At 67.1% G+C, this 26,465-nt stretch carries 26 protein-coding genes; 9 read left to right on the forward strand and 17 right to left on the reverse strand.

Annotation, left to right across the window (positions count from 1 at the left end):
- Window positions 1-71 precede the first annotated feature (71 nt).
- From A0J57_RS16100 to A0J57_RS16110, 3 genes are all read right to left on the reverse strand, one after another.
- Window positions 72-542: a DUF1090 family protein gene (locus tag A0J57_RS16100; protein ID WP_061939314.1), complete on the reverse strand. Its 471-nt coding sequence runs from the start codon at window positions 540-542 to the stop codon at window positions 72-74.
- A 193-nt stretch (window positions 543-735) separates the two neighbouring features.
- The gene (locus tag A0J57_RS16105) at window positions 736-1,413 is read right to left on the reverse strand and encodes a 2OG-Fe(II) oxygenase (RefSeq protein WP_061939312.1); all 678 of its coding nucleotides are present in this window, start codon (window positions 1,411-1,413) and stop codon (window positions 736-738) included.
- Between the two features lie 114 nt (window positions 1,414-1,527).
- Entirely contained in the window at window positions 1,528-2,430 is a 903-nt protein-coding gene (locus A0J57_RS16110) for an RcnB family protein (RefSeq protein ID WP_061939310.1), read from the reverse strand.
- Between the two features lie 226 nt (window positions 2,431-2,656).
- Here A0J57_RS16110 and A0J57_RS16115 point away from each other — a divergent pair, with 226 nt between their 5' ends.
- The 3 genes from A0J57_RS16115 to A0J57_RS16125 all read left to right on the forward strand — a co-directional run bounded on the left by A0J57_RS16115 (window position 2,657) and on the right by A0J57_RS16125 (window position 6,654).
- Window positions 2,657-3,190: a biliverdin-producing heme oxygenase gene (locus tag A0J57_RS16115; protein ID WP_082718780.1), complete on the forward strand. Its 534-nt coding sequence runs from the start codon at window positions 2,657-2,659 to the stop codon at window positions 3,188-3,190.
- Window positions 3,183-5,750 carry an HWE histidine kinase domain-containing protein gene (locus tag A0J57_RS16120; RefSeq protein ID WP_062017265.1) on the forward strand — a complete coding sequence of 856 codons (2,568 nt, stop codon included), beginning with the start codon at window positions 3,183-3,185 and terminating at the stop codon, window positions 5,748-5,750. The genes A0J57_RS16115 and A0J57_RS16120 overlap by 8 nt, the downstream gene beginning before the upstream one ends.
- 94 nt (window positions 5,751-5,844) lie before the next feature.
- On the forward strand, window positions 5,845-6,654 hold the full coding sequence (locus A0J57_RS16125) for a class III extradiol ring-cleavage dioxygenase (protein ID WP_061939357.1): 810 nt from the start codon (window positions 5,845-5,847) through the stop codon (window positions 6,652-6,654).
- A gap of 21 nt (window positions 6,655-6,675) precedes the next feature.
- Here the strand turns inward: A0J57_RS16125 and A0J57_RS16130 are convergent, their stop codons facing one another.
- The 3 genes from A0J57_RS16130 to A0J57_RS16140 form a co-directional block, all read right to left on the reverse strand.
- A complete protein-coding gene (locus A0J57_RS16130) occupies window positions 6,676-7,212 on the reverse strand; it encodes a (2Fe-2S)-binding protein (RefSeq protein WP_048576444.1) in 537 nt (178 codons plus the stop codon).
- A complete protein-coding gene (locus A0J57_RS16135) occupies window positions 7,209-7,685 on the reverse strand; it encodes a DUF2721 domain-containing protein (RefSeq protein WP_025547338.1) in 477 nt (158 codons plus the stop codon). The genes A0J57_RS16130 and A0J57_RS16135 overlap by 4 nt, the downstream gene beginning before the upstream one ends.
- A gap of 252 nt (window positions 7,686-7,937) precedes the next feature.
- Window positions 7,938-9,146, reverse strand: coding sequence for an LL-diaminopimelate aminotransferase (locus tag A0J57_RS16140; RefSeq protein ID WP_025547340.1), 1,209 nt, complete (start codon window positions 9,144-9,146; stop codon window positions 7,938-7,940).
- Between the two features lie 139 nt (window positions 9,147-9,285).
- Between A0J57_RS16140 and A0J57_RS16145 the strand changes: the two genes are divergently transcribed.
- The 4 genes from A0J57_RS16145 to A0J57_RS16160 all read left to right on the forward strand — a co-directional run bounded on the left by A0J57_RS16145 (window position 9,286) and on the right by A0J57_RS16160 (window position 13,817).
- On the forward strand, window positions 9,286-11,025 hold the full coding sequence (locus A0J57_RS16145) for an alpha/beta hydrolase (protein ID WP_061939306.1): 1,740 nt from the start codon (window positions 9,286-9,288) through the stop codon (window positions 11,023-11,025).
- A 153-nt stretch (window positions 11,026-11,178) separates the two neighbouring features.
- On the forward strand, window positions 11,179-12,081 hold the full coding sequence (locus tag A0J57_RS16150) for a phasin family protein (RefSeq protein ID WP_061939304.1): 903 nt from the start codon (window positions 11,179-11,181) through the stop codon (window positions 12,079-12,081).
- A gap of 330 nt (window positions 12,082-12,411) precedes the next feature.
- On the forward strand, window positions 12,412-13,242 hold the full coding sequence (locus A0J57_RS16155) for a sulfite exporter TauE/SafE family protein (protein ID WP_025547343.1): 831 nt from the start codon (window positions 12,412-12,414) through the stop codon (window positions 13,240-13,242).
- Window positions 13,243-13,451: 209 nt separating this feature from the next.
- Entirely contained in the window at window positions 13,452-13,817 is a 366-nt protein-coding gene (locus A0J57_RS16160; RefSeq protein ID WP_025547345.1) for a hypothetical protein, read from the forward strand.
- Between the two features lie 146 nt (window positions 13,818-13,963).
- Here A0J57_RS16160 and A0J57_RS16165 read toward each other — a convergent pair whose 3' ends face one another.
- The 6 genes from A0J57_RS16165 to ung form a co-directional block, all read right to left on the reverse strand.
- Window positions 13,964-14,854, reverse strand: a complete 891-nt coding sequence (locus A0J57_RS16165; RefSeq protein ID WP_061939302.1) for a transglutaminase family protein — start codon at window positions 14,852-14,854, stop codon at window positions 13,964-13,966.
- Window positions 14,851-17,322: a circularly permuted type 2 ATP-grasp protein gene (locus A0J57_RS16170; protein WP_061939300.1), complete on the reverse strand. Its 2,472-nt coding sequence runs from the start codon at window positions 17,320-17,322 to the stop codon at window positions 14,851-14,853. Before A0J57_RS16170 ends, A0J57_RS16165 begins: the two co-directional genes overlap by 4 nt.
- On the reverse strand, window positions 17,319-20,648 hold the full coding sequence (locus tag A0J57_RS16175) for a DUF2126 domain-containing protein (RefSeq protein WP_061939298.1): 3,330 nt from the start codon (window positions 20,646-20,648) through the stop codon (window positions 17,319-17,321). Before A0J57_RS16175 ends, A0J57_RS16170 begins: the two co-directional genes overlap by 4 nt.
- A 198-nt stretch (window positions 20,649-20,846) precedes the next feature.
- Window positions 20,847-21,278 carry a DUF488 family protein gene (locus tag A0J57_RS16180; RefSeq protein WP_025552249.1) on the reverse strand — a complete coding sequence of 144 codons (432 nt, stop codon included), beginning with the start codon at window positions 21,276-21,278 and terminating at the stop codon, window positions 20,847-20,849.
- 39 nt (window positions 21,279-21,317) lie between these two features.
- Window positions 21,318-21,581 (reverse strand): hypothetical protein, encoded by a 264-nt coding sequence (locus A0J57_RS16185; protein WP_025552251.1) that lies wholly within the window; start codon window positions 21,579-21,581, stop codon window positions 21,318-21,320.
- Complete coding sequence (ung, locus tag A0J57_RS16190) at window positions 21,578-22,273, reverse strand: uracil-DNA glycosylase (protein ID WP_061939296.1); 696 nt, start codon at window positions 22,271-22,273, stop codon at window positions 21,578-21,580. Before ung ends, A0J57_RS16185 begins: the two co-directional genes overlap by 4 nt.
- 79 nt (window positions 22,274-22,352) lie before the next feature.
- Between ung and A0J57_RS16195 the strand changes: the two genes are divergently transcribed.
- Both A0J57_RS16195 and A0J57_RS16200 read left to right on the forward strand, forming a co-directional pair.
- The gene (locus A0J57_RS16195) at window positions 22,353-23,324 is read left to right on the forward strand and encodes a serine hydrolase (protein ID WP_061939294.1); all 972 of its coding nucleotides are present in this window, start codon (window positions 22,353-22,355) and stop codon (window positions 23,322-23,324) included.
- Between the two features lie 65 nt (window positions 23,325-23,389).
- Window positions 23,390-23,758 carry a DUF962 domain-containing protein gene (locus tag A0J57_RS16200; protein WP_061939292.1) on the forward strand — a complete coding sequence of 123 codons (369 nt, stop codon included), beginning with the start codon at window positions 23,390-23,392 and terminating at the stop codon, window positions 23,756-23,758.
- Window positions 23,759-23,964: 206 nt separating this feature from the next.
- Here the strand turns inward: A0J57_RS16200 and ruvC are convergent, their stop codons facing one another.
- The 5 genes from ruvC to A0J57_RS16225 form a co-directional block, all read right to left on the reverse strand.
- A complete protein-coding gene (gene ruvC, locus A0J57_RS16205; protein ID WP_025547533.1) occupies window positions 23,965-24,456 on the reverse strand; it encodes a crossover junction endodeoxyribonuclease RuvC in 492 nt (163 codons plus the stop codon).
- Window positions 24,457-24,637: 181 nt separating this feature from the next.
- Entirely contained in the window at window positions 24,638-25,381 is a 744-nt protein-coding gene (locus A0J57_RS16210) for a YebC/PmpR family DNA-binding transcriptional regulator (RefSeq protein ID WP_007688711.1), read from the reverse strand.
- A 68-nt stretch (window positions 25,382-25,449) separates the two neighbouring features.
- On the reverse strand, window positions 25,450-25,776 hold the full coding sequence (locus tag A0J57_RS16215; RefSeq protein WP_173664360.1) for a heavy metal-binding domain-containing protein: 327 nt from the start codon (window positions 25,774-25,776) through the stop codon (window positions 25,450-25,452).
- 23 nt (window positions 25,777-25,799) lie between these two features.
- Window positions 25,800-26,042, reverse strand: a complete 243-nt coding sequence (locus tag A0J57_RS16220) for a DUF2312 domain-containing protein (RefSeq protein ID WP_007688707.1) — start codon at window positions 26,040-26,042, stop codon at window positions 25,800-25,802.
- A gap of 51 nt (window positions 26,043-26,093) precedes the next feature.
- Entirely contained in the window at window positions 26,094-26,393 is a 300-nt protein-coding gene (locus A0J57_RS16225) for a DUF1244 domain-containing protein (protein ID WP_235600886.1), read from the reverse strand.
- Between the last annotated feature and the right edge of the window lie 72 nt (window positions 26,394-26,465).

Here is a 26,465-nt window from a genome sequence, read left to right on the forward strand (position 1 = left end):
CGCCATAGCGCAAAAGGAAACGGCCCCTCGGATCTTCCGGGGGCCGTTTCGTTTTTCACGCCTGGCGGCTCTTACCAGAAGAAGCCGCGATGCACTTCCATCACCCGGCCGGTCCGCACATTGACCAGCAGCACGTCGTTATAATGCCTCACCCACCGCAGGTTCGCGCCGGCGCGGGGCAGGCGATAGCGATAGGGGTCGGAAATATAGTAGCGCGAATTATAATAGTTGGGCTGAAGCCGCGCGCCGACTTCCCAGCGATTGTAGCGGAAGGGGGCCCGCCAGTTGCCGCCGCGATAGACGTCGCGGTGCGACCTGCGGTAATCGCGCCAGTCCTCGCGCAATTCCTGCCGGGCTTCGCGCACGTCCCGACGCTCCTCGCGGATGTCGCGCCGGTTGCCGTAGCGCTGCGCATCGCGCAGGTCGCGCTGTTCGTGGCGCAGCTCACGGGCGCTGTCGCGCACCTCCGCGCGGGACTGGGCCATGGCGGCCCCCGGCATGACGGTAGCGGCCATCAGGCCCAAGATGATCAATTTACGCATAGGTCTTCTCCCATTGCCTGGCGGCTGAAGTGCGGTGGGGGAGGGGAGAACTTTCCCCGGCCCGACCGGTTCCGCCGACCACGAAGACGGATATGCGCCCCGCCACCTGAACATGCCGGGAATGAAACGGTCAGGAATCAGTCATTTATGTCGCACTTTGTATCAGGGGCCGCCGGGGCCGGCGGTCGGGGGATCAGGGCGCCCAGGGCCGCTCGCGAAACCATTTGGTGACGACATATTTGGTGCCCCGCTCCACCGGGCGCGCGGCGTGCAGGCTGGATCGGTTGGGTGATCCGTCCCGCTCCATATTGTTCCACATCAGCAGCATGCCCTCGACGGGCGGGACCATGAACCCGCAATGCGGGAAATGCGTCTCCCCGCCCGCTTCCACCGGGGAGAGGTAGATCATCGCCGTCCAGCTCCGCTGTCCCCCGGTCTTCAGCATGGCCGGCCAGTAACTGGCCGTCACCGGAAAATAGTCGCAATGCGCCTTATATTCCTGGCCCGGCTGGTATCGCTGCCCCTGCAGCGTCTCGCCATGCTCCGCCGCCAGGCCCATCAGCGCGCAGATGCGGTCGCTGATCCCCCCGACCAGCGGGCTCCAGGGGCTGAGGTTGCAGCTCGCGCTGGTGCGGTAATCGGCATTGGCGCTGCCGGAAAACAGGGTGGAGGGCTGCGCCCCCGCATCGATCAGCTCCCGCAGGCCCGCACATTCTTCCGCGCTCAGAAATTCCTGCCGGCCATAGATTTCAAGCTGCGGCGTATCGATCCGGCTGACCATCGGATTGCGCTCCAGCCGCGCCCGCACCGACTCCCCGATCCGCGCCCGCGCCGCGGAGGCGACCCCGCCATCGTCAACAATCTCGCTCATGCCGCTCTCCTGCCACCGGCCCGCGCCCCTGCGCAAATGAAAAGGACCTGGAACGTCGCCGTCCCAGGTCCAGTATGTCCTGAAGGCCAGTTCAGGAGCGCATGTCTTCCGGCATCACCAGAAGAAATCGTGGATCACGTCGACCACATAGCCGTCGCGTATGTCGACCAGCAGCGCGTCGTCATAATAGCGAATCCAGCGCAGCGAGCCGTAGGCCGGCGGCAGGCGGTAGGAATAGGGATCGTCGATCCAGTAGCTGTTCGAATAGAGCAGGCTGTTCAGGAAGATCCCGATGGAAAAGCGCGAATAGCCGTAGTTCCAGCCGCGCGGCGCATAATAGCGGCCGATCCGGTAGCGGTCGCCATAGCGGGAACGATAGCTGTACCAGTCATAGCGCCGGTCGTTGCGCCAGCCATTGTCCCAGCGCCTCTGTCCTTGCCACCGGGTGCGGTCGTCGAAGCGCCGTCCGTTGTTCCAGCCCGGATTGCCGCCATTCCAACGCCGGTCGTCATCGTTCCAGCGGCGGTCGTTGCGGTCGTCGCGCCGATCCCAGCCGCCCCGATCCCGGTCGTTGCGGTTCCGGTCGTTCCGGTTCCAGTCCCGGCCGTCATTGTCGCGCCGATTGTCCTGCCAGTTCTGCCGATCGCGGTCGTTTCCGCCCCAGTTGCCGCCGCCCCTGTCGCCACCACGGGGGGTGGTCTCGAAGCGCTGCTGGTCGCGGTTCCAGCGGGTGACCGTCGCGGGGCCGCGCTGGTCGGGCCGCGCCTCATTGCCGCGCCATTGCGGCTGGGCGACCTGCGCCGGCCGTTCCGGCCGCTGCTGCCGCATCTCGCCGCCCTGCCACTGGCGCTGCGCCTGTCCGTTGCCCTGGCCGCCACGGCCGCCGTCGGGCCGGCCCGCCCGTTCGCCGCCACGGCCGCGCCAGCCGCCATCGTCGCCCCGCTGGGCATAGGCCGGGGCGATCCCGCCCAGTACCGTCGCGGTCATCAAGCCCGCCAGCATCATTTTCCTCAACATGCCGTTCGCCTTTGTTTCACGGGGCCATTCGCCCCTCATATGTCGCTTTTAGGACTTGTGCGATGTCACGATGCTGAACTTGTCTGTCAGCGATTTGAAAGAATCCCCGGCGGCGCCCCCAAGGCTGCTTTGCGCCGAAATCCCCGGAAATGTGACCGAAGGAAGGCAAAAGCTGATCCAGATCAGTGCGCCCCCCCGCAAAGCCCCTTAGGAATGCCGGGTGACGATAACGCCCACTGCCGGCAGCGCCCGACAGGCCCTGCGCCAAGCGACGATGGAAAGCCATCAGCGTGTCGACGACCTGTTCTCGCATTTTTCGCTGGACGATCGCCCCGGCTACGCCGCCTTCCTGAAGGCCCATGCCCGGGCGCTCGCCCCGCTGGAGCGGATGACCCGCCCCGATGCGCCGCGCCTGCCGCTGCTGACCCGGGACCTTGCGGCCCTGGGCGAACCGCAGCCCGCGCCGCTCGCCGCGCCGGCGCCCCCGTCCGATGCCTATCGCTGGGGCCTGCGCTACACGCTGGAAGGATCGCGCCTGGGCGGCGCCATGCTCGCCCGCCGCGTCGGCCCCGGCCTGCCGCGCGCCTATCTGTCCGCCGTGCATGAAAAGGGCGGCTGGGCGGATTTCCAGCGACGACTGGATGAAGCCGCGGCCGATGGGGGCCAGCCATGGATCGGCGACGCGATTCGCGGCGCGGAGGCCGCCTTCGATCTGTTCGCCGCCGCCGCCAGGGGCGAAGTGGCGCCCGTCCATGGCTGAGGGCAATATCCCGGCCCAGGATTTCGCCGTCGACCTCAGCAATTGCGACCGGGAGCCGATCCATGTGCTGGGCACGGTCCAGCCCTTCGGTTTCCTGATCGCGCTGACCGCCGACTGGCTGGTGTCGCGCGTGTCGGCCAACAGCCCCGATCATATCGGCCTTTCGCCCGAACAGATGCTGGGCCGGCCGATCGGCGGCATCTTCAGCGGGGAAGCGGTCCATTCCCTGCGCAACCGCATCACCCTGCTGCGCGGCCCCGACGCGGTGGAGCGCATCTTCTCCCTCACCCTGATCGACGGGATCGCGCCGTTCGACGTCGCCGTCCACTTCTCCGGATCGCTGGTCGTGATCGAGGCCGAACCGGCGTCCCATGACGAGATGGAGGCCAGCAGCATGGTCCGCTCCATGGTGTCGCGGCTCGGCCAGACGCAGGGCATGGCCGCCTTCCTGCGGGACGGCGCGCGGCAGGTGCGGGCGCTGACGGGCTTCGACCGGGTGATGGTCTATCGCTTTGCGGAGGGCGGCGACGGCGAAGTCGTGGCCGAAGCGCTGCGTCCCGGCATCGACAGCTTCTTCGGCCTGCATTATCCCGCGTCCGACATTCCGGCGCAGGCGCGGGCGCTCTACCTGCGCAACATCTTCCGCGTGATCGCGGACGTGCAGGCGCAGCCGGTTCCCATCGTGCCGCAGCTCGACCCCTCTGGCGCCGCGCTCGACATGTCGCTCTGCCTGACGCGGGCGGTGTCGCCCATCCATATCGAATATCTCGGCAATATGGGGGTAGGGGCCTCGCTCTCAATCTCGATCGTCGTCGAAGGGCGGCTCTGGGGCCTGTTCGCCTGCCACCATTACGGCCCCCGCCTGCCCAGCTTCGCGCAGCGCAGCGCCGCCGAACTGTTCGGCCAGATCTTCTCGATGATGCTCGAAAACCGGGAGCGCAGCGAAACCTCCGCCTATGAGGGCAAGGCGCGGCAGGTGGCCGACCGGCTGATGTCGGCGGTGGCGCAGGACCATGACCTGCTGTCCAACGCCCGCTGGCTGGGCGAGGTGATCTTCGACACCATCCCGGCCGACGGCGTCGGCGTCTATATCGACGGCCAGATGACCTTTTCCGGCCTCGCCCCGGACGAGCGCAGCTTCGCCGCCATCGTCGCCATGCTGAACCAGGCCGCCGCCGGCCAGGTCTTCACCACCGATCATCTGGCGCGCCTGCTGCCCGAATCGTCCGCCCATGCCGACCGGGCGGCGGGGCTGCTCGCCATCCCGCTGTCGCGCCGCCCGCGCGACTATGTGGTGCTGTTCCGGGCGGAACAGCTCCGCTCGGTGCGCTGGGCGGGAAGCCCGGAAAAGCATATCGAATATGGCCCCAACGGCCCCCGCCTGACCCCGCGCAAGAGCTTCGAACAATGGTCGGAACTGGTGCGCGGCACCGCCGTGCCCTTCACCGCCGCCGAACTGCGCGTGGCGGAGGCGCTGCGCACCGCCCTGCTGGAAGTCATATTGCGCCTGTCCGATTCCGCCCATGATGAACGGCAGAAGGCGCATGAGAAGCAGGAATTGCTGATCGCGGAACTCAATCATCGCGTCCGCAACATCCTCTCGCTGATCCGGGGGCTGCTGTCCCAGACCCGCGACAGCGCCGAATCGGTCGACCAGTTCATCGACACGCTGGAAAGCCGCGTCCACGCCCTGGCCCGCGCCCATGACCAGATCACCGCCGACCGCTGGGCGCCCGCCCGGCTCTACGACCTGATAGAGGTGGAATCGGCCGCCTATCTGGCCGAACGGCGCGACCGGGTGAAGCTGACCGGTCCCAATGTGCTGCTCACCCCGGCCGCCTTCACGGTGCTGGCGCTGGTGATCCATGAGATGCTGACCAACGCCGCCAAATATGGCGCTCTGTCCGACAATGGCAGCGTGGCCATCGGCTGGAGGGTCGACGCCGACGGCAGCCTGCTGCTCGACTGGCGGGAAAGCGGCGGGCCCGCCGTGGTCGCGCCCACCCGCCGGGGCTTCGGATCGACCGTGATCGAACGGTCCATCCCCTATGATCTCGATGGCCGGGCGGAGGTGCATTACCGCCTTTCCGGTCTGGAGGCGCGATTCTGCATCCCCTCCGCCCATGTCGCCTCCGTCCTGCCCGACGTCGTCGGCATCGAACGCGCCAGCCCCGCCCCGGCGCCCACGCCGACGCTGCTCAAGGGGCGCAACGTGCTGCTGGTCGAAGATAATATGATCATCGCCATGGACGGCGAGGACGCGCTGCGCGACCTCGGCGCCGAAGTGATCACCGCCGCCAGCGTCAGCCGCGCGCGGGATGCGATCGCGAACCATGACGTCGATCTGGCGGTCCTGGACTTCAACCTCGGCAATGAGACCAGCCTTCCCGTGGCGGAACTGCTGGCGGAAAAGGGCGTCTCCTTCCTCTTCGCCACCGGCTATGGCGACGGGCTGGACCTGCCCGAACGCTTCGGCGACGTGACCCTGCTCAAAAAGCCCTATTCCGGCGCCACCCTGGCCCAGGCCATCGCCCCCGTGCTCGAAGAAAACGGAGCTTGAGGGCCGCCCGCCGCCGCCTTTCACGCCCCACCCGAAACAGTCCGTTTCCAGCGCCCCGCTTGCGCCGCGCCCAAATCCATCCGATCTCATGGGCATGAGACAACCGACTCTCTTCATCCCCCATGGCGGCGGCCCCTGCTTCTTCATGGACCCCAGCGACCCCGATCGCCCGCATTGCGACCCGATGTGGCAGCCGATGCAGGACTATCTGGCGGGCATCGTCGCGACCCTGCCCGAACGCCCCCGTGCGATCCTGCTGGTCTCCGGCCATTGGGAGGAAAGCCGGTTCACCGTCCATGACGGCGAAGGGCCCGGCCTGCTGTTCGACTATTACGGCTTTCCACCGCACACATATGCGCTCCGCTGGGACGCGCCCGGCGCGCCCGCGCTCGCCCGCCGCGCCGCCGGCCTGCTGGAACAGGCGGGCTTCCCCACCGGCAGGGAGGATGCGCGTGGCTGGGACCATGGCGTCTTCATCCCGATGAAGGTCGCCCTGCCGCAGGCCGACATCCCCGTCGCCCAGCTCTCGCTTCGCGGCGATCTCGATCCCGACGCGCATCTCGCCGCAGGCCGGGCGCTCGCGCCGTTGCGCGACGAGGGCGTCCTGATCATCGGATCGGGAATGAGCTTCCACAATCTGCGCGTGCGCGGCGCACAGGCGACCCAGCCTTCGATGCTCTGGGACGACGCCCTGACCGCCGCCGTCACCGACCCCGATCCGGCCAGCCGGGCGCAGCGCGTCGCCGCCTGGGCCGACCTGCCCCATGCCCGCTTCGCCCATCCGCGCGAGGAACATCTCCTGCCGCTGATGGTCGCCCTGGGCGCGGGCGGGGAGGATGCGGCCGTGCGCGACCACGCCAGCAATGTGCTGGGCTGGGCCGTGTCGGGCTACCGCTTCGGCTGAACGGCAGGAACGCGGATGGCCTCAGGGCTTCCGCAGCGCCGGAACCGTCTTCGCCGCTTCGTCCGGCGTGATGCCGGATGGCGGCACGGCGTCCACCACTTCCTCGCCCCGCATCACCCGTCCCGCCCGCTGGATCGCACCTCGCAACCGGGGGTAGATGCCGCACCGGCAGATATTGGTGATCGCCGCGTCGATCTCCTCGTCGCCCGGATCGCTGGTCCGCCGCAGCAGCACCGACGCCGCCATGATGACGCCGGGGATGCAGTAACCGCATTGCGAGACATTGTCCGCCGCGAACACCTGTTGCAGCGGATGGCCGCGGTCGGGCGACAATCCCTCTATGGTGGTGACGAACTTGCCCTCCGTGGCGGCGATCGTCACCTGGCAGGAGCGTACGGCTTCCCCGTCTATGTCGACCGTGCAGGCGCCGCAATCGCCCGTGCCGCAGCCATATTTCGTCCCGGTCAGGTTCGATGCGTCGCGCAGCGCCCACAGCAGCGGCGTCGCCGGGTCCATGCGATATTGGACGGGCCGGTCGTTGACCGTGAACTTCGTCATCCCGCGCCCTCTTCCTCGACCTTGTGGTACAGCACCTCGTTGCGGATGTGGATGGTGCGCGAGGCGAGCCGGATTTCCTGGATGAACGTGCCGAAGGCCGCCGCCTGCAACACCATGGCCAGGATGAAGAGGATCGCGATCGGCGTGCCCAGATGCACCCCGAACAGATTGGCCGCGAACAGCAGGATGACCACCAGACAGACGGCGCAGGCCGACGCCACCGACAGGAAGATCGCGCCATTGACCACGCTCATCCGCCGGTCCAGCACGCGGATTTCGCTGACCATCCGGTCATGTTCCTTGCCCCGCGACGCGAGGATCTTCTCCTCCACCTTCCGCGCCCGGTCGATGATGCGCGCCAGCCGCCCGACGCAGACGTTCAGGAACGCCCCGATACCCGCAAGCAGGAAGACGGGAGCCAAAGCGAGCTGAATAGTCTGTGCGACCTGGGAAACCTGGGGGAGTGCGATCATCGTTTCACAGCAGCGCAGCGCGAAGGAAATGGCAAGGGTTGAAATGATGGCATGGGGCTCACGCCATCATGACTTGGAGGAAACGCGCGCCTGCGAAGGCAGGAGCCCAGTTCCGCCGTCCGGGCATCAGTCAACCCTCCGAACCGGGCTGCATGCGAGCCGCCTGTCCCGCTTCAGCGCTTCCGCAGGAGAGCAATCCTATATTCCTCAGGCCTATATTCCTCAGGCCTATATTCCTCAGGCCTATATTCCTCAGGCAGCGCCCTTGGCCGGCGTATTGACGCCCATGGACTTCAGATAGTGCCGGATATTGCGCGCGGCCTGCCGCAGCCGCTGCTCATTCTCTACCATGGCGATGCGGACATAGCCCTCGCCATCCTCGCCATAGCCGACCCCCGGCGCGACCGCGACCTTGGCATGGGTAAGGAGCTGCTTGGAAAATTCCAGGCTCCCCATGTCCTTGAGGGCAGGGGGCAGCGGCGCCCAGGCGAACATCGACGCCTTGGGCGCGGGAATGTCCCAGCCCGCCCGGCCAAAGGCCTCCACCATCACGTCGCGGCGCTTGTGGTAGAGTTCGCGGTTCTTCTGCACGATGTCCTGCGGCCCGTTCAATGCCGCGCAGGCCGCCGCCTGGATCGGCGTGAACGCGCCATAGTCCAGATAGGACTTCACCCGCTTCAACGCCGCGATCAGTTGCCGGTTGCCCACGGCGAAGCCGATGCGCCAGCCCGCCATGGAATAGGTCTTGCTGAGCGAGGTGAACTCGACCGCGACATCCTTGGCGCCCGGCACCTGCAGGATGGAGGGCGTCGGATTGCCGTCATAATAAAGCTCGGAATAGGCAAGGTCGCTCAGCACCCAGACCTTGTTCTCCTTCGCCCAGGCGACCAGCCGCTCGTAGAAGGCGAGGTCGACCGTCTCCGCCGTCGGATTGCTGGGATAGCCCACCACCAGGATCGACGGACGCGGCACGGTGAAGGCCATGGCCCGTTCCAGCGACTGCCAATAATGTTCGTCCGGCGTGGTCGGCACGGATCGGATGGTCGCGCCCGCGATGATGAAGCCGAACATGTGGATCGGATAGCTGGGATTGGGCGCCAGCACGACGTCGCCCGGCGCGGTGATCGCGGTGGCCAGGCTGGCGAGGCCTTCCTTCGACCCCATGGTCACGACCACCTCGGTCTCCGGGTCCAGATCGACGCCGAAGCGGCGGCCATAATAATTGGCCTGCGCCCGGCGCAGCCCCGGAATCCCCATCGACTGGGAATAGCCGTGCGCGCTCGGCTTCTGCGCGACCTCGCACAGCTTGGCGATGACATGGTCGGGCGGCGGCAGGTCGGGATTGCCCATGCCTAAGTCGATAATGTCCTCCCCCGCGGCGCGTGCGGCGGCCCGCATCGCGTTCACTTCGGCGATGACATAGGGCGGCAGACGCTTCATGCGGTAGAATTCTTCGGACATTGGGGCTTTCCTGAAAGCTCGCTGTAAGGAATAGTGCGTGACGCGCATTCGGCTTGTCACGATCCGGCTATAACCCGCCAGCCCGCGACACGCCAGAGAAAGCGGCGGACCGGACCATGCCAGGCGAAGGAAGGTGGCCATGAAAGCACAGGACGTCATGGAACCCCATCTCCCCACGCTGGAGGACATGCAGCAATGGACGCAGGTGCTGGGCCGGGCGCAGCAGTTGCTGCTGGAACAGGCGGCGGGCGCGACCGGGCGCACGCTGCCCTTCGATCCCGAAGCCGTGGCGCGCATCCAGACCGGCTTCGCCGACGAAGGCCTCGCCCTGTGGCAGCGTTTCCTGGATTCCGGCGGCCTGCTGCGCGACCAGCCGGAGCCGCCGCCCTCGGGCAGCCCCGCCGCCGCGCGCGACCGCCGCTTCGCCGACCCGGCCTGGACCGAGCATCCCTTCTACGACCTGATCCGGCAAAGTTACCTGCTGCTCTCCGATTATCTGATGAAGCTGGCCGACGCGGTGGACGGCGTCGATCCGAAGCAGAAGGCCAGGCTGCGCTTCGCCACCACCGGCCTGCTCGACGCCATCGCTCCCAGCAATTTCCCGCTGACCAACCCGCTGGTCGTGCAGAAGACGATCCAGAGCGGCGGCGAGAATCTGGTCAAGGGCCTCCAGCACATGCTGGCCGACCTGGAAAAGGGCCAGCTCACCCACACGGACGGCACGGCGTTCGAGCTTGGCCGCAACATCGCCTCCACGCCGGGCAAGGTGATCAGGGAAACGCCGCTCTACCAGTTGATCCACTATGCCCCGACGACGGACAAGGTGCTGGAAACGCCGCTGATCATCTTCCCGCCATGGATCAACCGCTTCTACATTCTCGACCTGTCGCCGGAAAAAAGCTTCGTCAAATGGGCCGTGGACCAGGGGATCAGCGTCTTCCTGGTGTCGTGGAAATCGGCCGACGCCTCGATGAAGGACCTGGTCTGGGACGATTATATACTGAACGGCCAGATCGACGCGATCGACACGGTGCGCGACCTGCTGGGCGTGCCCGGCGTCCACGCCATCGGCTATTGCGTCGCGGGCACTACCCTTGCCGCCACGCTGGCGCTGCTGGCGGCGCGTGGGGAGGGGGAAAAGGTCGCCAGCGCCACCTTCTTCACCGCCCAGGTCGATTTCAGCAAGGCAGGGGACCTCAGCCTGTTCGTCGATGACGAGCAGATGAAGATGGTGGAGCAGCTTTCCTCCGGCGGCTTCCTCGACGGGCGCTACATGGCCGCGACCTTCAACCTGCTGCGCGGGCGCGACCTCATCTGGAACTATGTGGTCAACAATTACCTGCTGGGGCAGGATTATCCGCCCTTCGACCTGCTCTACTGGAATGGCGACACCACCAACCTGCCCGCGCGCTGGCACAGGGATTATCTGACCCAGCTCTATCGCGACAACCTGCTGGTCCGGCCGGGCGCGATCAGCGTCGCGGGCACGCCTATCGACCTGCGCCGGGTCAGGACCCCCGCCTATGTGCAGGCGGGACGGGAAGATCATATCGCCCCGCTGGAAAGCGTGTGGAAACTGACCGAACATTTCTCCGGCCCGATCCGTTTCCTGCTGGCGGGGTCGGGGCATATAGCGGGCGTGGTGAACCCGCCCGCCGCCGGCAAATATCAATATTGGACCTGCACCGAATCGCAGCCCACCCTAGAGGCCTTCCTTGCACAGGCGAAGGAGACGAAGGGGAGCTGGTGGCCCGACTGGATCGAGTGGATTCGCGGGCAGACCCCCGCCACGGTCCCGGTGAAGGGCGCCCGCCGCCCGGGCAGGGGCCGACTCAAGGCCATTGAGGATGCGCCCGGCCGCTATGTGAAAACCCGTTAGTTCCTTCACATGGGACAGGGGGGGCAGGGTTTGCGGCAGCCCGCCTCGTTGCAGCGACGGGCCGTATGAGGCATTTTTGTTGCACTGCACAAAAACACTTGCAACAGCATTTCGATCCCTATATTGTGCACTGCAACAAATGGAGGTTGGTCCATGGCCGTTACCCCAAAGCCAGTGCGTAAGAAGCCTGCCGCCAAGAAGGCGTCGTCGTCGACCCTGTCCGCCAGTGAGGCGCTCAAGGCCGCCGAAGCTGCGATCAAGGCCCCGGCCCAGACGAAGGCGAAGCCCGCCGTCAGGAAACCGGCGCCGCCCAAGCCCGTCGCTCCAGCCCCCAGGCCGGCGCCCGTGGCGAAGGCCGATCCGGTGGCGGTGATTGCGGCGACCACGGCGGTGGACGCCGCGCCTGAGCCCGAGCTGGTGAAGGATGCGACGCCCGAACCCACCCCCGTCGCCGCGGCGCCGGCGGTGAAGACGCCGAAGTTTGAGCCGGTTGCGGAACCGACGCCGACCGAACCGGAGCTATGGAAGAGCCTGTCGTCCAAGGCCGGGCCGCTAGAGCCCATGTTGCTGCCCGCCACAGAAGGAACGAAGATGATGAACGACGTGATCGAGACCGGAAAGAAATTCGCTGAAGAAACCAAGGCCAAGCTCGAAACGGTCTATGCCGACCTGAACGAGAAGGCGAAGGTGAGCGTCGAGAAGTCGACCAAGGCGATCGAGGAGTTCAGCGACATCGCCAAGGGCAATGTCGAAGCGCTGGTCGAGTCCGGCAAGATCGCGGCCAAGGGCTTTGAGACCCTGGGCCAGGAAGCCGTGGACTACAGCCGCAAGAGCTTCGAAAAGGCGACTGCCTCGTTCAAGAGCTTCTCGACCGTGAAGACGCCGACCGAATTCTTCCAGCTCCAGAGCCAGCTGCTCTCCAGCAGCTTCGACGAATTCACCAAGGAAGCGGCCAAGAGCAGCGAAGCGCTGATCAAGCTGGCCGGCGACGTGGCCTCGCCGCTGACCGCCCGCGTGACCGTGGTGACCGACAAGGTGAAGGCGCTCGCCGCCTGATCCCCCCTCGGTTTTCTGAAACAGGGAAACGGCTCCGTGATCGGGGCCGTTTTCTTTTTTGCGCAGCGCGCAGATGCCCGGTCCGGGCGCTGGAATCCACCCGCATCCTCTCCCGCTCCCCCACAATATTGCGCCTCTCCTTTGCGGGTTCCCCAACGTCGTTCGTCTTGGGAAGATGTGGGGCAGTTGATCGTCCCCGCCACTTACATTCCGCCGAAGAGAGGCATGGGTTTCCATCATGGTCGATTGCACAGCTTCCGCCGCCTTGATCCACCAGGGCATCTTCCCCCATAACGCCGCCCGCACGGCACCGGCAGGGGAGCAGCGCTGATGCACGGTGACGTGATGACCTGGCTCCTGCCGCTGGTCGCGATGCTGGGGGCGGGACTGTTCGCCGGTTTCGCGGCGGGGATTTTCGGGATCGGCGGCGGCTTCGTGGTGGTGCCTGCGCTGTTCGTGGTGCTGCCGCTGCTGGGCGGCACGCATGACGCCATCGCCCATGTCGCCATCGGCACGTCGGCGGCGACGATCATCGTGACGTCGATCCGTTCCCTCCTCGCCCATGCCAAGCGCGGCGCGGTGGAGTTCGAGGTGCTCAAGACCTGGGCGCCGTGGATCATCCTGGGCGACGGCGCGGGCGTGCTGCTGGCCGGCCATGTCGACGGACGCATCCTGACCATGATCTTCGCGATCGGCGTGTTCCTGATGTCGCTCAACTTCCTGCTGCCCAAGGTCGGCGGCAAGGTGATCAGCGACACCATGCCCTCGGGCATCGCCCGCGTCGGCATCGCCGGGGGCCTGGGCACCTTCTCCGCCCTGCTCGGCATCGGCGGCGGCACCATCGCCATCATGGTGATGACGCTGTGCGGCCGCTCGATCCACCGCGCCATCGCCACCGCGTCGGGCATCGGCACGCTCATCGCCATTCCCAGCGCCATCGGCTTCGCGCTGATCGGCCTCAAGGAAGGCGGCCTGCCCTGGGGATCGCTGGGCTATGTCAACATCCCCGCGACGCTCGCCATCGCCTCCATGTCCGTGCTCACCGCGCCGCTGGGCGTCGCCGTCGCGCACGCCATGCCCGCCGCCCCGCTCAAGAAGATCTTCGGCGTCTATCTGGTGATCATCGCCTTCGTCATGTTCCGCAACGCGATCCGCATGTGACCCGCTTCCCCTTCCCGCCCATGGCCGCTGCAAGGGCCATGGGCGGGATTTTGCCATAACCTATTGAAATAGGGTCATTTCCGGCCGGTTTCCCTTTTCCGCCGGTCGCCGCGGGGATGCGCTTCATCCATTCTGCACAACCGTTCATGCGCAAAATCCCTTTCCTCGCACGTTGACCCCCCATCGGGACGAGGAAGAGGAGAAGAGACATGAAACGCTCGACTGTCGCCAGCGCCCTTGCCATGCTCGCCATGGCGCCGCTTTCCGCAACGGCCATGCCCCATGGCGCGATGAGCTATGAGGAAAGGCTCGCCGCGATGGAGGACGACATGACCCTGCCCGCGCCGATTGCGGGCGTGCAGAATAAATATTGGTTCAACTATCGCACCGATGTTGCGGAGGCCCGCAAGGAACTGGCCCACGACCTGCGCCACGCCACCGATGCGGAGGATGAGCGCGACGCCTGGGACGAATATCGCGCGGAACTGGCCGACGCCCGCCGCGACTATGCGAAGGAAATGCGCGAGAAGGGCTATCGCACCGGGCAGGTGCGGGTCCACGGCTCCGGTCGCTGACCATGACATGGGCTGGAGGGTGGTAGAGCCGCCGGAGCATCGTGCGCAAAACCGGTTCCCACTTTTGCGCACGATGCTCTGGAAAGGATGCGGCAGAAAGCCGGAGCGCGCTGCGTGCGATTGGCGCAGCGCGCTCCGGGCGCGCCTTACGCCGCTTCATCCTCCGGCATGACGTCCACCATCACCTGCACGCTCTGGCCCGCGCCGCCGACGAACAGCCCGTCCATCGGCGCGACATCGGCATAGTCCCGCCCCATGGCGACGAACAGATGCCCGTCCCCGGCGATCACGCCGTTGGTCGGATCAAGGCCGATCCACCCCCGCGCCGGCCCGCACCACAGCATCGCCCAGGCATGCATGGCGTCCGCGCCCACCAGCCGCGCCATGCCCGGCGGCGGATCGGTGCGCAGATAGCCGCTGACATAGGCGGCGGGCAGCCCGAACCAGCGCAACGCCGCCACCATCACATGGGCAAAGTCCTGGCACACCCCATGGCGCGCCGCAAAGGCCTCCGCCACCGGCGTCGCCGCATCGGTCGCCCCGCTCACATAGGCGAATTCGCCCTTGATCCGCCGCGCCAGTTCCACCGCCGCCTCGACAATCGGCCGCCCGGGGACAAGCAAATCCGCTGCCCAATCCCCGATCTCCGCCACCAGCGGCACGCGCTGCGAGGCGTGGAGATAATGCGCCGGCCCCGCCGGTCCCATGTCCCGCGCCACCAGCGCCGCCTCCGCCACCGCGCCGACGGTGGGATCATCGTCCCGCGCTTCCGCCGCCGGCCCGCCCTGCACCCCGGCGCGAAAGCTGCTGTCGATGCTGATCCGGCGCAGCGGGCTGTCGATCTCCAGCCGGGCGACATGCACCGGCCACGCCCCCGGCCGCGATTCGATGGAGGAAGGCGCCGGATCGACCGCCAGATGATAGTCCGACGTCCACTGCCCCGGCCAGGGCGCGGGCCGCAGCCGCAGGTTCAGGCGCGCCAGTTGCACCGGCGCATCATAATGCACGATGGTCTGATGCCGGATGCGGTAGATCATGACAGCAGGCTGACGCCCTCGCTCTTTTCCTTGCGCCGCTGCAGGAAATAGCGCTGGCCGATGGCGTCCGACAGTTCCAGCAACCGGCCCTCCGCATCGCTCAAGTCCGCCATGCCGAGCACATCCCCCGTCAGCGGCGCCAGCCGCGCCGCCAGCATCGCCGCCAGCCGTTGGGGCTCCTCGGGCATGCCATCGCCATGCAGCGTCGGCAGCGCCCCGACATGCTCCGCCAGCCTCTCCGCCTGATAGACGATGGAGCGCGGATTATGCGGCTCCAGCGCCACCAGATCGCGCACCGGCGCCAGGGCGGGCCCGGCCAGATAGCGGTTGCGATAGCTGATCTGGCTGTCGTTGAGGTCCAGCAGCACGGTCAGGTCGTCCGCCGAAGCCCCATCGCCCCCGAACAGCATCGCCAGACGGCAGCCATTGATCGCCCGCTCCATCCGCCGCCCCATGTCGTGGAAACGCCACCCCTCGGTCCGTCCCATATTCTCCGCCGCCAGCCCCGACAGCGCGGAAATCCGCTCGATCATCCGGGATGACGCCTTCAGCAGGGTCTCCGTCACCCCGCCGTCGAAATCGGGCAGGGGCAGCCGCACCAGCCGCCAGTAATCCACCGCCAGCCGGTCGCGCAGCCCTTCCCCTATGCCCGCCACCGCCGCCAGCAGGGCCCGCACGCTGCCCGGCTGCGCGCCATCGCCCAACGCCTGCGCGCAGAGTGGCCCAACCGCCCCCGCGACAGCCGGAATCGCGCCCCAGGACGCAAGCTGCCCCATCAGCCGGTCCATGGCGGGCGATCCCACCGCCGGCCCCAGATCGGCTTCGATGGACCCGCCGACGATCGCCCGGATCACCCGCGCCGTCATCTCCATCCGCTCGATATAGCGGCCCAGCCAATAGAGATTGTCCGCCGCCTTGGCGGGCAGCATGCCGCCCACCCGCCGGATCGCCGGAGCCGCCGCCGACAGTCCGTCCTGCGGCACCGGCTTGCCGTCCAGCACGCACATGTCCGCCGACAGGTCGCCTTCGCCCATCAGCGCGGCGCGAATGTCGCCATGCGCCGCCAGCCGCGCAAAGGCGCCCGGCATGATCCGCCATTGCCCCAGCTCGTCCCGCGCCACGAACACCCGCAGGGTGAAGGGCAGGGCGGTCAGCCTGCCCCCGACGATCGCGGGCGTGGTCGACAGCCGCACCACTTCCTGCCCGACATAATCCATCGGCCGCCGCGCCATCGCCTCCAGCAGGGCCGCCCGCTGCGCCGCATCCATCCCCGATCCGGGCAGGAACCGCGTTCCCGTCAGCCCCGCCACGTCCCGGTCGAAGGCCGATCCCACCACCAGCTCGTCCATCGCCCCCGCCACATGCGCCCGCTCGGCCGCCTGCCCGCACCACCATGTCGCGATATTGGGCAGGATGAGGTCCGTCCCCAGCACCTCCCGCGCCAGCCCCGGCAGGAAGGCCGCCATGGCCCGCGATTCGATCACGCCCACGCCCGGCCAGTTGGCCAGCATCAGCCCGCCCTTGACGCAGGCGTCGAACAGGTCCGGCACGCCGATCCGCGATTCCGCGTCGAACGCCAGCGGATCGAGGAAGCGGCTGTCCATCCAGCGCCAGAGGCCATCGACCCGCTTTAATCCCTGGATCGTCCGCACGAACAATTGCCCGTCGGACACGATCAGGTCGTCACCTTCGACCAGCAACAGGCCCAGATAGCGCGCCAGATGCGCCTGCTCGGCATAGCTCTGGTTGAACCGCCCCGGCGACAGCAGCCCGATGCGCGGATCGCTCCGTTCGCAATCCGCCGCCAGCCCGCGCCGCAGGTCGCTCAGGAACGGCGCCAGCCGCCGCACATTGAGCGCGCCCAGCAGGTCCCCGGTCGCCCGCGACAGGGCCAGCCGGTTCTCCAGCGCATAACCGACGCCAACGGGCGTCCGCACCCGGTCCGCCAGCACCCGCCAATCGCCCTGCGGCCCCCGCGCCAGATCGGCGGCGTAGAAATGGACGAAATGCCCATGCGGCGGCGGCGCGCCGGTCATCACCCGCCAGTGATGCGGACTGCCGGTGATCACGCTCGCGGGCAGCTTCCCATCGCGGACCAGCGATTGGGTGGAATAGATGTCGCTGATCACCCGCTCCAGCAACTGCGCCCGCTGGATCAGCCCCTGCTCGATATGCGTCCATTCCCGCGCCCCGATCAGCAGCGGAATGGGGCTGAGCGGCCAGGGCCTTTCCTGCTGGTCCCCGGTCAGCCGGAACGCCAGCCCCAGGTCGACCGCCTGCCGATCGACATTGCCCGCCAGCACCGCCGGATCGCCCTGCGCCTGCGCCGACAGCCGCTCCAGCATCGTCCGCCAGCGCCCGGCCATCTCCGCGCTCGCTCCGGCGAACAGGTCGCCCTCCGGCGCCCGCGCCAGATAGGCGTCGGCCCAACCGGCCGCTTCCACGACAGGGGCGCTCGCCACGGTCATGGATGCCGGAAACGCAGGTCCAGCGTCATCGGAAATTCGCCCGGGGCCTCGGCGGGCGGCATGTCGACCGGCCCCGGCGTATGGCCATGGTCCTGAAACCGCGCCTTGCGCCGCGCCTCCGCCTCATAGGCGTTGATCGGCAGCGTGTCGTAATTGCGCCCGCCCGGATGCGCGACATGATAGACGCAGCCGCCCAGCGACCGCCCGCTCCAGCTATCCAGCACGTCGAAGGTCAGCGGCGCGTTGACCGGCAGGGCAGGGTGCAGGCAGGCGGCCGGCGCCCAGGCCTTGTACCGCACGCCGCCCACCGCCTCGCCCGGCACGGCGGTCGGCGTCATCGGCACCCGCCGCCCGTTGCAGGCGACGACATGCCGCCCCGCGACCAGCCCCGTCGCCCGCACCTGCAACCGCTCCGTCGAACTGTCGACATAGCGCACGGTCCCGCCAATGGCCCCGGTCTCGCCCAGCACATTCCACGGCTCCAGCGCATGGGCAATCTCCAGCCCCACGCCGCCCGCATCCACCGCGCCATGCACCGGGAAACGGAACTGCCGCTGCGCCTCGAACCAGTTGGGATCGAACGCGAAACCCGCGCCGCGCAGGTCGCCCAGCACCTCCAGAAAATCGGCCCAGACGAAATGCGGCAGCATGAAGCGGTCGTGCAGCGCCGTCCCCCAGCGCACCAGACCGCCCTGCTGCGGCTGCCGCCAGAACCACGCCGTCAGCGCCCGCAACAGCAATTGCTGGGCAAGGCTCATCCTCGGCTCCGGCGGCATCTCGAATCCCCGAAACTCCAGCAGCCCCAGCCGCCCGGTCGGCCCGTCGGGGGAGAACATCTTGTCGATGCAGATTTCGGTGCGATGGGTATTGCCCGTCACATCGACCAGCAGGTTGCGGAACAGCCGGTCCACCAGCCATGGCGGCGGCGCATCGCCATCACCGGGAGCAGGCACCTGCGCCAGCGCGATCTCCAGCTCGTACAGCCCGTCATGCCGCGCCTCGTCGATGCGCGGCGCCTGGCTGGTCGGCCCGATGCACAGCCCCGAAAACAGATAGGACAGCGAAGGATGCCGCTGCCAGTACAGCACGAAACTCTTCAGCAGGTCGGGCCGCCGGATGAAGGGCGAATCGTTCAAACTCGGCCCCCCCAGCACGATATGATTGCCGCCCCCGGTCCCCACCGAACGCCCGTCGACCATGAACTTGTCGGCGGTAAGGTCGCAGGTCCGCGCCAGCGCATAGAGCCGCTCGGTGATCTCCACCGTCTCGTCCCAGCTTGAAGAAGGCTGGATATTCACCTCGATCACGCCGGGATCGGGCGTGGCCTTCAGCACCTGCAGGCGCGGATCGGGCGGCGGCGCATAGCCTTCGATCCGCACCGGAATCCGCATCGCCTCCGCCGCGCCCTCGACCTCGGCGATCAGTTCCAGATAATCCTCCAGCGCCTCCACCGGCGGCAGGAAGACGGACAGGAAATGCCCCCTCGGCTCCACCGTCACGGCGGTGCGCACCGCCCCCTCGATATGGAACTGTTCGACCCGCTCCTGCGCGGCGGCCCCGCCCGGCGCGTCGGGAACCCGCTGCACCGGCTGGGCATGCACCTCGTCCAATGTCGCCCGGAAATCCGGCAAAGGCCCGCGCGGCTCGCTCGGATCGCGGGGATGGATATAGGGGAAGGCCGCCTCCGGCACATGCGGCAACGACCCCAGGGGCAGGCGATAGCCCAGGGCCGAATCCCCCGGCACCGCGAACAGCCGCCCGCGCCGCAATTGCCAAATCTCGCTCTGCCAGCGCGGCGTCGCGGCCTGAGCCTGCCACCGCTGCACCGGCAGCACATAGCCGACCGGCTGGTCCAGCCCCCGCTCGAACGCCCGCACCATCCTCGCCCGCGCCTCCGGATCGGCGATCTTCGGATCGTCGGGAGAGGTGTTGACCGGCAGGTCCGCCTCCTTGACCGCCCACACCGCCGGATCTTCATAAACCGGCTGGATATGCTCGGCGGAAAAGCCCATCGCCCCCGCCATATGCGCGATGAAGGCCTGCGCATCCTCCGCCGTCACGACCCGCGCATCCGCCGGCGCGACCTCATCCGCGATCAGCCCGGCATCGCGCCAGATCGGCACCCCGTCCTGCCGCCAATAGACCGCATAGGCCCAGCGCGGCAGGCTCTCGCCCGGATACCATTTGCCCTGCCCATGATGCAGCATCCCGCCCGGCGCGAAGGCTTCCCGCAGCCCCCGGATCAGCCGGTCGGCATAACCCGCCTTGGTCGGCCCCACGGCATCGCCGTTCCACTCGCCCGCATCGCCGCCATTCTCCGCCACGAAGGTCGGCTCGCCCCCGGTCGTCAGCCGCACGTCCTGCGCCTGCAAGTCGGCGTCCACCTGCGCGCCCAGCGCCATCACCGCATCCCAGCGCGCATCGGTGAAGGGCTTGGTGATCCGCACCGCCTCGGCAATGCGGCTGACGCCCATGGAAAAGTGGAAATCGACCTCCGCCGGTTCCGCCATGCCGCTGATCGGCGCGGCGGACCGATAATGCGGCGTCGCGCAGAGCGGAATATGCCCCTCTCCGGCGAACATCCCCGAAGTCGCATCGAGCGCCACCCAGCCCGCGCCCGGCACATAGGCCTCCGCCCAGGCATGCAGATCGACCACGTCCTGCGAAACCCCCTTCGGCCCCTCCAGCGGCTCGACGTCTGCCACAAGCTGGATCGAGTATCCCGATACGAAGCGCGCCGCAAAACCCAGCCGCCGCAGCAACTGCACCAGCAGCCAGGCCGAATCCCGGCACGACCCGGTGCCGATCTCCAGCGTCTCCTCCGGCGATTGCACCCCGGCCTCCATCCGGATCACATAGCCGACCCGTTGCTGAAGCTGCCGGTTCACCTCGACCAGAAAGTCGATCGTCCGCCCCTCAAACCCCTTGTGGCTCTCCACCAGAGCCTCGAACAGCGGCCCCTGATCCTCCAGGTCGAAATAGGCGGCGAGGTCGGTCTTCAACTGCTCGTCATAGGCGAAGGGATACTCCTCCGCATAAGGCTCCACGAAGAAATCGAATGGATTGATGATGTCGAGATCGGCCAGCAGGTCGACCTCGACGGAGAAACGGTCGACCGGCTCGGGAAAGACGATCCGCGCCAGCCAATTGCCATGCGGGTCCTGCTGCCAGTTCAGGAAATGCCCCGGCGGATCGATCTTCAACGCATAATTGGGGATTTTCGTCCGGCTGTGCGGCGCGGGCCGCAACCGGATCACCTGCGGCCCAAGCGTGATCGGGCGACTGTAGCGATAGGACGTCAGGTGGTGGAGCGCGGCCTTCAGCATGAAAGCGATGAAACGCCACCCCCTGCTGCAATGCAATATGGAATCGCTTCGGCGGCAAAGAAACTGAATTTATATATAGAAGCCCCTCCCCTTCAGGGGAGGGGTTGGGGTGGGGGCAGGCCGTTACTCCCAGCTTTCCCTTAGGGCACGCCCCCACCCCTCAATCCCCTCCCCTGAAGGGGAGGGGAAGCGCGCTCCTCAAGGCACCAGATCCACCCGCTCCGCATCCGGCATGACCGCATCGATCAGCAACGACCGGTGACAGGCCGCCGCATCCCGCTCGAAGCACAGCAGCGCCACGGCCTGCTCCTCCGCCATCTCCACCAGTTGCGCGGCCTGCACCATCGCCTCGGGCAGTTCCAACTGCCCCGCATAAATCTCCGCCAGCCGCTGGTGCTGCCCCTTGCGCGCCGCCTCCCGCCCGGCGGCGGGCGTCCCCAGCGCCTTCAACCCGACATAATCGATCCCCGCCTCGCGCAGCCCGGCGGCGAGGATATTCTTGGAAAAGCCCGGCCGCCGCGACAGCGGCACCGCCCGCACATCGGCCAGCATCGTCACACCCGCCGCGCGCAGGGCGGCGATCACCTCGTCCTGCGTCGCGCCCTCATAGCCGATGGTGAAGATTCGCATGCCCGACAGACTAGCCTGTTCCTGCGCGGCGGCAAAACCCTACTCGTTCCCCTCGGCCCGTTCCATCATCTCCATGAAGTCGCGCGCCGCGTCCCGGTCCGCCGGGTCCTCGAACGCCTCGTCCAGATCGGGCGCCGCCCCCAGCAGGAACATCAGCGACCACAGCGCAAAGCGCCGCCGCCCGTCCGTCTCCAGCCCGAAATCCACCCGCATGCGCTCCAGCCCCGCTTCCAGGGCATCAGGGGTCAGCGCGTCCACATCCCGCACCCCGAAATAGCGGTGCAACTGGTCGTCGAAATTCATGCCGCCACCGTCTCCGGCAACCCCCAGTCGATCGCCCCGCGCCCCTTCTCCTCCAGAAAGGCGTTGGCCTGCGAAAAATGCCGGCACCCCAGGAACCCGTTATGCGCCGAAAGGGGGGAGGGGTGCGCCGCCTTCAGCACCAGATGCCGGCTCCGGTCGACAAACTCCGCCTTGCGCTGCGCATAGCTGCCCCACAGCAGGAACACGACCGGCTCGCCCTGCTGGTTGACCAGCCGGATGATCGCGTCGGTGAACTGTTCCCAGCCGCGCTTCTGGTGCGACGCCGCCTTGCCCATCTCCACCGTCAGCACGCTGTTCAGCAGCAGCACGCCCTGCCGCGCCCAATGCTCCAGGAAACCGTGGCGCGGCGGCGGCAGGCCCAGGTCGCTCTGCAATTCCTTGTAGATATTGACCAGCGACGGCGGCGTCCGCACCCCCGGCTTCACCGAAAAGCACAGGCCATGCGCCTGCCCCTCCCCATGATAGGGGTCCTGCCCCAGCACCACCACCTTCACCCTGTCCAGCGGCGTCAGGTCCAGCGCCCGGAAATATTCGCTGCCCTTGGGGAAGATGCGCTTGCCCTGCGCCTTCTCCTCCTGAAGGAAGCGCTTCAGCCCCTGCATATAGGGGCTCTCGAATTCCCGCAGCAGCGGTGCGCGCCAGCTCTCGTCCAGCTTGATCGTATCGCTCATGGCCCGGCGTGATGAACCCCGCGCCGATCCGCTGTCAACAGTGCTTGCCCTTCTCCGGCAAATCGGGGAAACAGGCGGCATGCCGCGCCTTCGTACCAAGCTGATCGCCTTTCTGGCCCTGTTCCTGGCTCCGCTGCCCACCGCCGACGCCTTCGGCCCGACGCCCAATCCGGTCCAGCACAGCGCCGAATCCCGCCTGATGGCCGAATTCGCCCGTTTCGCCACGCTGACCGACGGCACGGTCGGCATCGCCGTGCGCGATCTCGGCACGGGCGAGACGCTCGCCTATAATGGCGACACGCTGTTCCCCATGGCCAGCACCTACAAGGTGGCGGTCACGGCCAAGATCCTCTCGCTGCTGGACGCGGGCAGCCTCAGCCTCGACGAACCGCTCATGCGCCTCGGCCGCCCGCTGCCGGTGCGCACCCTGATCGACATGAGCCTGACGCTCAGCGACAATGAGGCGACCGACGCCCTTGTCGCCCGCGCCGGCGGGCCGCAGGCGGTCAACGACTGGGTCCGCGCCGCCGGGATCAGGGGCCTGCGCGTCGACAGCAACACCCGCGACCTGCTCGCCCGCGCCAAGGTGACGGGCATTGGCTTCGGCGATGAAGCCGCGATGGAATCCGGCCTTTCCGCGGCGCAGCGCGACGCCCGCGACATGCCCAATCTGGGCTTCGCCGCCGATCCGCGCGACACCGCCACGCCGCGGGCGATGGACGACCTGCTCGCCGCGATCCGCCTGGGCAGGGTGCTGCGGCCCCAGACGACCGCGCTGATGCTGTCGGTCATGGAACGCTGCAAGACCGGCAAGACCCGGCTGCGCGCCATGCTGCCGCCGGGCACCCGCATCGCGCACAAGACCGGGACGCTGAACGGCCTCGGCAACGACGCGGGCATCGTCACGCTGCCCGATGGCCGCATGTTCGTCATCTCGGTCTTCGTGATGAAGGACCATATGGGCCATGAACTGCGCGACCGCATCATGGCCGAAGCGGCGCGGGCGGCCTATGATTATTTCCTGTTCGCCCCCGATCGGCACACGGCCTGACGCATCCATCTTAACTTCCATCCCGTTTCCCGATAGGCTTGCGGACACAGGCAGGAGGGGATGCGATGGACGACAAGACGGCGGCGTTCCGCGACTTTTGGCCCTATTATCTCCAGGAACATGCCCATGCGGGCACGCGGGCGATGCACTATGCCGGCACCAGCCTGGTCGTGCTGCTGATCGCCGCGCTGCCGGTCGCGGGAAGCTGGTGGATGATCCCCGCCGTGCCCCTCGCCGGCTATGGCTTCGCCTGGATCGGCCACAGCCTGATCGAACATAACCGCCCGGCGACCTTCCGCTATCCCTTCTGGTCGCTGCGGGCCGATTTCGTGATGTGGTTCCGCTTCCTGACCGGAAGAATGGCCCGCGACCTGAAACGCGCCGGCGTCCGCCCCGACGGCAGCATAGACCCCGCCCTGCGCCGCGAATTGTGATGGTCCCGACCGGTTTGGGTGGATTCCTGCCATTCCCCCTCCCGCAGGCGGGAGGGGGCTAGGGGGTGGGCTGGCACGACATCAGCGTGAATTTTCAACGGCTAAGCTGGAAGCTCGCTACGCTCGCGCCCACCCCTAACCCCTCCCGCCTGCGGGAGGGGAAGGTCTTGGATTGGCCAGTTCCCGTCCCGGATCGCCCCACCCTTCTACTTCCGCGGAATCCTTCGTGCGCTGGCCAGATGATGGGCGTGCGTGATCGCTACGGCCAGGGCGTCCGAGGCATCGGGTCCTGCGATCTTTGCGCCGGGGAGGAGGCGGGAGACCATGGCGTGGACCTGCTCCTTCGATGCATTGCCGACGCCGACCACGGATTTCTTGACGAGCCGGGCGGCATATTCGCCCACTTCCATACCGGATCGCGAAGCCGCCAGCAGCACCACGCCACGGGCCTGGCCGAGTTTGAGCGTCGACTGCGGGTTCACGTTGAGGAACACCTCTTCGACAGCCGCGCCATTGGGTTGATGTTCGAGGATGAGGTCGGTCAGCGCCAGATCGAGCACCAGCAGCCGGCTGGCCAGCGCCATGCCTGAATCGGTCTTGATCTGGCCGTTGGAGATATGGGTGAGGCGGTTGCCGTCCGCGGCGATCAGGCCCCAGCCGGTCGTGCCAAGGCCCGGGTCCAGGCCCAGGATGATCATGATATTCCCCTCGTCCCTTCACGGGAGAGGACAGGGAGGCTTGCTGGTCCGCCGGACAGGCCCGTCTGGAGGGAGACCGGACCGGGCGCGTCGGCTGCCGCGTCCTCCCGGCTTCGCCCGAGCGGCAGGGCCGCCAGAGCTTCGCATCCCTCTCCCCGCAGGGGAGAGGGAAGGGGAAGGATCAACCCAGCTTCTCCATGACTTCGTCGGAAACTTCGTAATTGCCCCAGACGGTCTGGACGTCGTCATCGTCTTCCAGCGTGTCGACCAGCTTCATCAGCGTCGCCGCATTGCTCTCGTCCACCTCGACGGTGGTCTGTGGCTTCCATGCGAGCTTGGCGCCTTCGGCCGGACCGAGCTTGGCCTCCAGCGCCCTGGCGACTTCGTGCAGCGCGTCCATGGCGGTCCAGATCTCATGCTCGTCCTCGTTCGAGGAGACGTCGTCCGCACCCGCTTCCAGCGCCGCTTCGAAGATCGCGTCGGCATCGCCCGCGCTCGCCGGATAGGTGATGAGGCCCATGCGGTCGAAACCGTGGCTGACCGCGCCCGAAGCGCCCAGATTGCCGCCATTCTTGGAAAAGGCCGTGCGGACGTTGGTTGCGGTGCGGTTGCGGTTGTCGGTCAGCGCCTCGACGATGATGGCCACGCCGCCGGGACCATAGCCCTCGTAACGGATTTCCTCGTAATTCTCCATGTCGCCGCCGATCGCCTTGTCGATCGCGCGCTGGATATTGTCCTTTGGCATGGACTGCGCCTTGGCGGCGTTGACCGCAAGGCGGAGGCGCGGGTTCATGTCCGGGTCGGGCATGCCCATCTTCGCCGCCACGGTGATTTCGCGCGACAGCTTGGAGAACATCGAGGAGCGCTTCTTGTCCTGCGCGCCCTTGCGATGCATGATGTTCTTGAATTTGCTATGGCCGGCCACGGCCTGCTCCTGACTTGTCTGTTTGTTCGATGCGGGCTCTCTAGCGAGCGCGCCCTTGATGCGCAATGTCAGACGAGGATCGCGGTGCCCGAGGCGGTCACCATCAGCATCGACCCGCTGGACCCGACGGTCTCATAATCCAGGTCGACGCCGACGACCGCATTGGCGCCCAGCGCCGCGGCGCGGGTGCGCATTTCCGCGATCGCCTGTTCGCGGGCACGCTGGAGCACGTCCTCATAGGCGCCCGAGCGCCCGCCGACGATGTCGCGCACGCTGGCGAACAGGTCGCGGAACAGGTTTGCGCCCACGATCACCTCGCCGGTGACGATGCCGAGATATTCCTTCGCAGGCCGGCCTTCCAGCGAAGGGGTGGTGCTGACGATGATCCCGGTCATGGACGCTCTCCCCGCGCTGCGATTTATTCGATGCCCAGCGCCGTCTTGTATGTTTCCAGCAGCGCTTCGGCTTCCATGCGGGCATTGCGCTCCATCTTGCGCAGGCGGACGATGGACCGCATCGTCTTCACGTCATAGCCATTGGCCTTCGCCTCCAGATAGACGTCCTTTATATCGTCCGCGATGCCCTTCTTTTCCTCTTCCAGACGCTCGATGCGCTCGATGAAGAGGCGTAGCTGTTCGGCGGCGACATTGCCATCGCTCATGGGAATCTCCAGTAAATGTGAATCGGTTGATGAATCGGTCGGCGCCTGCCTCTAATGATTGTCGGCGTTCTTCGCCACACTCTCCTGCATGCGGGCGATCTGTTCCGGCGTCGCCTCGCCCTGATGGCGGGATTTCCATTCGGCAAAGGGCATGCCATGGATGATCTCGCGCGCCTCCTCCTTGCCGATCGTGCCGTCCGCCTCCGCGATCCAGTCGGCCAGGCAGTTGCGGCAGAAGCCCGCCGTTCCCATCAGGTCGATATTCTGGACATCGGTGCGGTGCTGCAAATGCGCCACCAGCCGTCGGAAGGCGGTTGCGGCAACCGCATCACTGAGTATGTTATCGCTCACGGCGAACCTTTCGCTGATCATCATCCTGTCGTGCAGCACGGATAATCGAAAACCGCGCCCTGGCAAACCAGA

The sequence above is a fragment of the Sphingobium sp. 22B genome, from assembly GCF_001580035.1.
In the GTDB taxonomy this organism is placed as follows: domain Bacteria; phylum Pseudomonadota; class Alphaproteobacteria; order Sphingomonadales; family Sphingomonadaceae; genus Sphingobium; species Sphingobium fuliginis.

Excerpts from the sequence above, each read along its gene's own strand:
- A0J57_RS16100 (WP_061939314.1), bottom strand. The coding sequence starts at position 542 with ATGCGTAAATTGATCATCTTGGGCCTGATGGCCGCTACCGTCATGCCG.
- A0J57_RS16105 (WP_061939312.1), bottom strand. The coding sequence starts at position 1,413 with ATGAGCGAGATTGTTGACGATGGCGGGGTCGCCTCCGCGGCGCGGGCG.
- A0J57_RS16110 (WP_061939310.1), bottom strand. The coding sequence starts at position 2,430 with ATGTTGAGGAAAATGATGCTGGCGGGCTTGATGACCGCGACGGTACTG.
- A0J57_RS16120 (WP_062017265.1), top strand. The coding sequence starts at position 3,183 with ATGGCTGAGGGCAATATCCCGGCCCAGGATTTCGCCGTCGACCTCAGC.
- A0J57_RS16125 (WP_061939357.1), top strand. The coding sequence starts at position 5,845 with ATGAGACAACCGACTCTCTTCATCCCCCATGGCGGCGGCCCCTGCTTC.
- A0J57_RS16130 (WP_048576444.1), bottom strand. The coding sequence starts at position 7,212 with ATGACGAAGTTCACGGTCAACGACCGGCCCGTCCAATATCGCATGGAC.
- A0J57_RS16135 (WP_025547338.1), bottom strand. The coding sequence starts at position 7,685 with ATGATCGCACTCCCCCAGGTTTCCCAGGTCGCACAGACTATTCAGCTC.
- A0J57_RS16140 (WP_025547340.1), bottom strand. The coding sequence starts at position 9,146 with ATGTCCGAAGAATTCTACCGCATGAAGCGTCTGCCGCCCTATGTCATC.
- A0J57_RS16145 (WP_061939306.1), top strand. The coding sequence starts at position 9,286 with ATGAAAGCACAGGACGTCATGGAACCCCATCTCCCCACGCTGGAGGAC.
- A0J57_RS16150 (WP_061939304.1), top strand. The coding sequence starts at position 11,179 with ATGGCCGTTACCCCAAAGCCAGTGCGTAAGAAGCCTGCCGCCAAGAAG.
- A0J57_RS16155 (WP_025547343.1), top strand. The coding sequence starts at position 12,412 with ATGCACGGTGACGTGATGACCTGGCTCCTGCCGCTGGTCGCGATGCTG.
- A0J57_RS16160 (WP_025547345.1), top strand. The coding sequence starts at position 13,452 with ATGAAACGCTCGACTGTCGCCAGCGCCCTTGCCATGCTCGCCATGGCG.
- A0J57_RS16165 (WP_061939302.1), bottom strand. The coding sequence starts at position 14,854 with ATGATCTACCGCATCCGGCATCAGACCATCGTGCATTATGATGCGCCG.
- A0J57_RS16170 (WP_061939300.1), bottom strand. The coding sequence starts at position 17,322 with ATGACCGTGGCGAGCGCCCCTGTCGTGGAAGCGGCCGGTTGGGCCGAC.
- A0J57_RS16175 (WP_061939298.1), bottom strand. The coding sequence starts at position 20,648 with ATGCTGAAGGCCGCGCTCCACCACCTGACGTCCTATCGCTACAGTCGC.
- A0J57_RS16180 (WP_025552249.1), bottom strand. The coding sequence starts at position 21,278 with ATGCGAATCTTCACCATCGGCTATGAGGGCGCGACGCAGGACGAGGTG.
- A0J57_RS16185 (WP_025552251.1), bottom strand. The coding sequence starts at position 21,581 with ATGAATTTCGACGACCAGTTGCACCGCTATTTCGGGGTGCGGGATGTG.
- ung (WP_061939296.1), bottom strand. The coding sequence starts at position 22,273 with ATGAGCGATACGATCAAGCTGGACGAGAGCTGGCGCGCACCGCTGCTG.
- A0J57_RS16195 (WP_061939294.1), top strand. The coding sequence starts at position 22,353 with ATGCCGCGCCTTCGTACCAAGCTGATCGCCTTTCTGGCCCTGTTCCTG.
- A0J57_RS16200 (WP_061939292.1), top strand. The coding sequence starts at position 23,390 with ATGGACGACAAGACGGCGGCGTTCCGCGACTTTTGGCCCTATTATCTC.
- ruvC (WP_025547533.1), bottom strand. The coding sequence starts at position 24,456 with ATGATCATCCTGGGCCTGGACCCGGGCCTTGGCACGACCGGCTGGGGC.
- A0J57_RS16215 (WP_173664360.1), bottom strand. The coding sequence starts at position 25,776 with ATGACCGGGATCATCGTCAGCACCACCCCTTCGCTGGAAGGCCGGCCT.
- A0J57_RS16220 (WP_007688707.1), bottom strand. The coding sequence starts at position 26,042 with ATGAGCGATGGCAATGTCGCCGCCGAACAGCTACGCCTCTTCATCGAG.